General features: G+C 40.7%; 10 protein-coding genes. 8 read left to right on the forward strand and 2 right to left on the reverse strand.

What is annotated here, in order from left to right:
• Positions 1 to 166 precede the first annotated feature (166 nt).
• The gene (locus ELS82_RS22880) at positions 167 to 445 is read right to left on the reverse strand and encodes a type II toxin-antitoxin system RelE/ParE family toxin (protein WP_134837501.1); all 279 of its coding nucleotides are present in this window, start codon (positions 443 to 445) and stop codon (positions 167 to 169) included.
• Positions 442 to 726 carry a type II toxin-antitoxin system RelB/DinJ family antitoxin gene (locus tag ELS82_RS22885; protein ID WP_134837502.1) on the reverse strand — a complete coding sequence of 95 codons (285 nt, stop codon included), beginning with the start codon at positions 724 to 726 and terminating at the stop codon, positions 442 to 444. Before ELS82_RS22885 ends, ELS82_RS22880 begins: the two co-directional genes overlap by 4 nt.
• Before the next feature lie 197 nt (positions 727 to 923).
• Here ELS82_RS22885 and ELS82_RS22890 point away from each other — a divergent pair, with 197 nt between their 5' ends.
• From ELS82_RS22890 to ELS82_RS22930, 8 genes are all read left to right on the forward strand, one after another.
• Positions 924 to 1,685 carry a DUF4145 domain-containing protein gene (locus ELS82_RS22890; protein ID WP_134837503.1) on the forward strand — a complete coding sequence of 254 codons (762 nt, stop codon included), beginning with the start codon at positions 924 to 926 and terminating at the stop codon, positions 1,683 to 1,685.
• A 140-nt stretch (positions 1,686 to 1,825) separates the two neighbouring features.
• Positions 1,826 to 2,371, forward strand: a complete 546-nt coding sequence (locus ELS82_RS22900) for a hypothetical protein (protein ID WP_134837504.1) — start codon at positions 1,826 to 1,828, stop codon at positions 2,369 to 2,371.
• A gap of 155 nt (positions 2,372 to 2,526) precedes the next feature.
• Entirely contained in the window at positions 2,527 to 3,300 is a 774-nt protein-coding gene (locus tag ELS82_RS22905; RefSeq protein WP_134837505.1) for an FRG domain-containing protein, read from the forward strand.
• A 112-nt stretch (positions 3,301 to 3,412) separates the two neighbouring features.
• A complete protein-coding gene (locus ELS82_RS22910; RefSeq protein ID WP_134837506.1) occupies positions 3,413 to 3,967 on the forward strand; it encodes a hypothetical protein in 555 nt (184 codons plus the stop codon).
• 141 nt (positions 3,968 to 4,108) lie between these two features.
• The gene (locus tag ELS82_RS26485; protein WP_167489486.1) at positions 4,109 to 4,453 is read left to right on the forward strand and encodes a hypothetical protein; all 345 of its coding nucleotides are present in this window, start codon (positions 4,109 to 4,111) and stop codon (positions 4,451 to 4,453) included.
• A gap of 740 nt (positions 4,454 to 5,193) precedes the next feature.
• On the forward strand, positions 5,194 to 5,811 hold the full coding sequence (locus ELS82_RS22915) for a LysE family translocator (RefSeq protein ID WP_134837507.1): 618 nt from the start codon (positions 5,194 to 5,196) through the stop codon (positions 5,809 to 5,811).
• A 145-nt stretch (positions 5,812 to 5,956) separates the two neighbouring features.
• On the forward strand, positions 5,957 to 6,349 hold the full coding sequence (locus ELS82_RS22925) for an NUDIX hydrolase (protein WP_134837508.1): 393 nt from the start codon (positions 5,957 to 5,959) through the stop codon (positions 6,347 to 6,349).
• A 152-nt stretch (positions 6,350 to 6,501) separates the two neighbouring features.
• Positions 6,502 to 6,618 (forward strand): cold shock domain-containing protein (locus ELS82_RS22930; protein ID WP_134837509.1); only part of this gene is annotated, 117 nt, incomplete at its 3' end.

Raw genomic sequence — 6,618 nt, forward strand, 5'->3', positions numbered from 1 at the left:
AAGTAAATCATATATTTGTGGTAAAACATAACAAACAATTCAACAGTGATTCGCAACGCTTGGCGTTCTCACTTCGGGTTGAATTTAGTGTTTACGGTGCAGTGTTGAAGTTCAGTGTCTGCGCTGCTCACACGTTAATTGGGCGTTAGTTTCCCAGTAGACATAATCAGTCCGCTGGGAATTTTTGTTTTTGGTGCAGTACACGCATGATACGAATGATATCGCCCTCAACCCAGTAGGAAACAATCATTGAAATTTCAGGAATAATGAGCAATCGCCCTCGAATTCCGTCTCGTTGAACTCCCATATGAGGTTGCTCTAGAAGGTTCTCAACTTTTGCCTCAATAATTTCGTCGGTTTTGTCAGCAGCTTCGGGGTTGAAGTCGTAAAGAAACTCAAAGATCTTTTCGCGATCGTTAAGAGACTCTTCTTCCCACAAAATCATAATTTGCCTCGGTTTCGGATTTTAGCTTTACGCTCGGCCATACGAGATCTAGCTGACTCGTGGTCAACAAAAGTGGCTTTTCCCGAGTCAAACTTCTCAAAAGCTAAGTTAACTTGTTCAGTTAACCACGCGTCGTGAGATAAAGTCTTTCTCTGTTGATCAGCTAGTTGCTCAGTCAGTTCGCGACAAGCATCACTTAGTGTTCTGCCTTGGCTTTCAGCCATCTGCTGGGCTAGTCGTTTCGTTTCTTCATCAACACGAAACTGAATTCTAGTGTCCATGATGTGCTCCATATCTTGTGTGTGTACAAATGTTAGCACTAGGCTTGGAGTTGGGCAACTAACAATAAATTTAAGCAGATTCGTAACGCTCGGCATTTTTGCTTTGAATCAGCTTCGGTGTTTACGGCACAATGGTTTAGGTGGGTGGTAGCGTTACTCACTACTTAATTTGGCGTTAAGTTTATGGAGACAAAGAATTGGAACAGGGTATTTTATATTCACAAGAGCAAATTCCCGCATTTGTATGTCCAACATGTAACCAGGGTGACATGAGTCCGCTAGGTGAACCCAATATACGTCAAATTTCAGATGTTAGAACTGGTGGAGATACAAGGGCAATTTTACGGTCAGACTTACAGTGTAAAAATCAGGAGTGTGCAGACGTTGGAGTTCTGGTGATGTCAGGTGAGGTCTACTTCGATGAGGAATGTGGATATGAAATGTTATTTACACCAACCTTTATAAATCCAGCTCCCAATTTCTTTCCATTGGACTCAAAGTACCCGTACAAGATTAGAATGTTGTTGGAAATGGTGTTTTCACTTTTCTGGGTAGAGCAAGCATCATGTGGCAATAAGTTAAGAGTCGCTGTCGAAGAATTGTTGACTCAGCTAGGTATCGAACAGCATAGAACCAAAAATGGTGTGGACGTTCTTAGCAGCAAAGGATATCCAAAACCTATTCCATTACAAGAGCGCTTAGATAAATGTAAAAAGCTTGGAAAAGTCGAGTGTAAATGTATTAGAGCACTTGAGGCGATTAAATGGTTAGGTAATGAGTCCAGCCATAGTCCAGATGGTGTCTTTCAACATACAACTTACCAAGCAATAATGGTATTTGGCGCAGTATTACAACAAATTTATCTAGGTGTAGCTTTACCTAAGGATCTGGATTTTAACGTAAATAATATCAACTTTTTCTATAATCCTAATGAGCAAGAAGCAAGACCGAAAAAATAAACTTAACAATCTGTTTAAGAGTGATTCGCAACGCGTGGCATTTTCACTATGCGTTGGTTTTGGTGTTTAAGGTGGTATGCGGCGGCATCAGTATTGCGTTGCTCACACCTTAACAGGGCGTTAAATGGCTAGGAGGCACTTTGCGAAAACTACTTATTGGCATGATGTTTTGGGGCTTTACTTTATCAGCAAGTGCTGACTGTGACTTAATGGAGTTTGACTTAGTTGGCTCTAAATCGATAGAACATATTGTATCTGCCGGTGACGTCTCGTTGCGTTTAAATTATTCCGAAAGAAGCTCAATAAAGGTGCTAGTCAAAGATATAGGTCAAATAGTTAATTCCAACATGTCGGCAAACAAGTCATATACAGTTGAAGCAAAGGAGTTGTTGCTACGTGCATTAAATGAGCAGCAGCCCAATAGCGATGTTGAATTTGAGGCCTTTCTTAATTCTATTGAAGGTTATAGAAGCTCTCCTCAGTTAGTTAAATCGCACATGTATGTAGGGTTGCTACGTGCAATAGAGTGGGCAATTTATAAAGGTAGAAGTGTAGCGTTGATTGACGGTGAACCATTGCTTGAGAGTGAAATGACCCTTTATCAACAACATGCTGACCCAAGTGTTCGTAGGCTAGTTTATGAGTATCAGGGCGTAACTTTGTACGAAATATGTGGGCAAATTTAGCCATTTAACAAACAATTCAAGCTGATTCGCAACGCTCGGCGCTTTCGGTTTCAATTAGTTTGGTGATTACGGTGAAGTGCTTGGGCAATGCGGCAGCGTTGCTCACAACTTAATTGGGCGTTATGCCTCTTTAATTCGGTACATTCGGAGATTATATGCAACAGAATTGGGCTTCTTATAAACAATGGATTGCCGAGGCAACTCGTAACAATCGAAAGCACTATTATCGGGGACAAAGCGATAGTAAGTGGAGGCTTGAAACTACATTCCATCGCAGTGCTAAGTTCAAGAGTATTTCTCTTTCCGACTATTTTGGTTCGATAATTAATGACGTCAACTACCAACTGGCTGCTTTTGAATCTCCGATCAATCTTGAAAATAACATCGAATATGGCGCTTTGTTAGGGAAGTTGCAGCATCACGGATTCCCGACTCCATTATTAGATTGGACTCTTTCCGGATATGTCGCAGCATATTTTGCATTTAAAAATGCTCCATTAGAGCCAGAACCAACAGATAAAGTCACAGTGTATATCTTCGATATTGACGGTTGGAATAAAGCATTTGGCTCACAAACTAACTTTTTAGGTGCAGAGCATTTTGTAAGTAACTTCGTCCCATACGCAACAGGTAATCAGCGGATGGTTAGGCAGATGGGTGTTACTACTTCAACGAATGTCGTCGATATTGAGGGCTTCATCATGAGCAAAGGCACTGAAAGCAATCAGACGTATTTATGGCGTTATGACATGCCAGCTAGTGAGCGAACGATGGTAATGCGAGAGCTTAATTCTATGGGAATAAATGACATGACTTTGTTCCCAGACTTTGATGGTTTGTGTCAGCATCTGAAAGAAGTGCACTTTACAAGTCAGCAACGAATGATACCGCCGCCACCGCCACCATCGGTGCATGAAACCAAGGCATAACAAAGCATTTAAGAGTGATTCCCAACGCTTGGCATTTTCAGTTTAAGGTTAGGTTTGGTGGTAGCGTTGCTCACACCTTAATGCGGCGTTATGTTTTTTTTTGGGAATTAGAATGAAAGTAAGTAATCCGTTAACGATCGTGGCTATTTTTGCTGGCGTCGCAGAAGTTTTTGCTACAGGGGCGCTTGTTTTGCTACCTGAAACTATGCAGGTGAAATTTATCGATTTTGTAATGTTTTTTCCAACTCTAATCGTTGTTGTATTTTTCCTGATTTTGGTATTTAAGCCTCAAGTACTTTACGCTCCAAGCGACTTCACCAACGAAGAGCATTTTTTGCATGCAAATAACTTGAAAGATGTAGTGGCTCAAGAAACAGAAAAGGTTTTGAGTGAAGCTAAAGAGAAAAATCAAATCTCAGGTGATCTAAAGGCACTATCGAAGAGAGTCGCGGATCTTACAGTTCGAGGGTTAGAAGATGATATGGACAAAAAAGTCCTCAGTTACATGTTAGAACGACCAAGAGAAGCATTTACCCCTAGAGGGCTAGGCTTCATATTCACTACCAGCAAGCACACTACTTTGGATTCTCTTCTACGCCTAGAAAAAATGGATAAAGTCGTGTCTGGTATGGATGGACAAATAAAGGTGTGGCAAGCAAAAACATAACAAACAATTTAAGAGTGATTCAGCACGCTTGCCATTTTTGGTTTGGGTTAAGTTCAGTGTTTACGGTGGTAAAATTAGGTGTTGTGGTCGCGTGCTTCACACCTTAATTGGGCGTTAAGTTTACGAGGTAGGGTTTATATCATGAGACCGTTTTTTAAAGACTTTTATGATAGTGGATTTACTGAAAAATGGTTTTCAATCGCGGCTAATTCCCTTATCACAGCCGCTACGATCGTGGTTTGGCGAGAAGGTAGTGCGATAGCAGGAGTATTTTCATTTATTAGCTATTTATGTTTGGTTGTCCAAACAACTCATGGAACAAGAAAATCATATGAGTTTTTGAAAGATATTTATGTTTATCGAAACCCGAGTAAATTCCGTAGTTCAATTTTCGACTCAGTATTTGTATTGTTTAGGCTACATGTAATAGCAGCTCCCGTTTTACTGGTTTGGTGGGCATACGCTTCAGGAAAAGTACCTTTTTAGCAAGTAAACTTAACAATAAATTTAAGAGTGATTCACAACGCTTGGCGCCTTCACTTCAAGTTAGTTTGGTGTTTATGGCACAATGGTTTAGCTAAGGTGTTAGCGTTGTTCACACCTTAATTTGGCGTTATGAGCATCTTTTACTGTGAATAAAGTCGCATTGCTTATCGAACCTTACTTTAGTTCTCTAGTTTTTATGAACAATGATAAACGGAGGTTCGATTATGCGTGAAATCGAGTTTATTGCTCATTCCCGAGCGGTTTCCTACTGCCTATCTTCCGTTTTAGGTGGTATGGGTGTTTTACTGGCATTGGACTTTGTTTTTCTATGGAGCAGAGTGCAATTACTTATGGCTTTGTGCTTTTAGGCGCTGTAATTCAATATTTCTCCACTAAGCGTCAGTGTAATAGCAATCTTACAGCGGATGATGAAGAAGTGTATTTGTTTAACATACCGGCTGCATTGAGGTATCAGAAGTCACTAACAGGTAGGCCATATGTTCGTATTACATCCTTGACTCAAAAGGGCTATCACAGGGTGAAGGTTTTTGAATCTTGGGTTTCTGAACAGGACTGGCAGTTCATGCTGGCCAGATGCACATAACAATAAATTTAAGAGTGATTCACAACGCTTGGCGCTTTCACTTCAAGCCAGTTTAGTGTTTATGGCACAATGGTTTAGCTAAGGTGTTAGCGTTGTTCACACCTTAATTTGGCGTTAGTTTTTTGGAGGAAATATTGTGGAAATCTGGAAGTTATTGTTCTTTATACCTGCGTGTTTTGCGCTCAATATGACTCCTGGTCCAAACAATCTATTGTCCATGAACAATGCTCGTTGTTACGGCTTCAAGTCCGCTTTTATTGCTGGACTTGGTCGTATCGCCGCATTCGCTGTAATGATTGCCTTGGCTGCTTCTGGTTTAGCAGTGGTTCTCTATGCTTCTGAGACTCTATTTCTAACGATTAAAATTGTGGGTGCGGCTTATTTGTTGTGGATTGCCTTTAATCTTTGGCGTTCGGAAGCAAGTCCTGTTTCTGAATTAGAAAATACTCGCAACCGATTAGGTTTAGCCAAACAAGAATTTTTGCTAGCCGCTGGTAATCCAAAGGCGATCTTAATCTTTACTGCTTTTCTACCACAGTTCGTCGATGTTTCAGCGAATGTAAATGAACAGTTCTTCGCTTTAGGGGCTACGTTCCTAATTTTAGAAATGGGTGCAATATCGATTTATGCGATATTTGGAATATACCTAAGGCAGTGGTTTACGAAGCCGAAAATGGCAAAGCGCTTCAATAGAGGTTGTGCAACTTTTTTGGCTATGTCTGGAGCAAGCTTGTTACTGAGTCGCCAGCAATAAAACTAACAAACTGTTTAAGAGTGATTCGCAACGCGTGGCATTTCTACTATGCGTTGGTTTTAGTGTTTAAGGTGATATGTGGGAGCTTCGGTATTGCGTTGCTCACACCTTAACAGGGCGTTAGAACTTTCAAGGGAACATATGGATGGAAGTAAATGAATGCATCTCTTTCATTATGCTTAATGGTTCACAGGTACTGCTAGAAAAACGCAGTGAGCAAAAGGAAACGGATCCCGGTTTGATCACTATACCAGGTGGTCATATTGAATATGGTGAAACTCAAGTGCAGGCACTGTTCCGCGAGTTAAATGAAGAGCTCAATGTTGTTCCAACTGAACACAAATATTTATGCTCCCTTTACCACCCAACGAAAGAACTGCAGTTGATCCATTATTTCATTGTTAGTGCTTGGACAGGAGATATTACGGCTCAAGAGGCTGACGAAGTTAAGTGGTATGCATTGAATGCGAATCAAGTCGGAATTGCTGCTGACAGTATTGCTCTGAAAGAAGTAGAGCGGGTTAGTCGCTATCTTTGAGTACAGTTCTAACAATAAATTTAAGCAGATTCGTAACGCTTGGCATTTTTGCTTTGAATCAGCTTAAGTGTTTACGGCACAATGGTTTAGGTGGGTAGTAGCGTTACTCACTACTTAATTTGGCGTTATATCACTTCGAAGGAACAATAAATATGAAGGGTAAAATTGTTAGATGGATTGATGAGCGTGGTTTTGGTTTCATCAACTCTGATGACTACCAAGGTGATGTTTTTGTCCATATATCGAAGTTCACAAAAGGCTATAGACGC

It is taken from the genome of Vibrio ouci, assembly GCF_004551525.1.
Lineage (GTDB): Bacteria > Pseudomonadota > Gammaproteobacteria > Enterobacterales > Vibrionaceae > Vibrio > Vibrio ouci.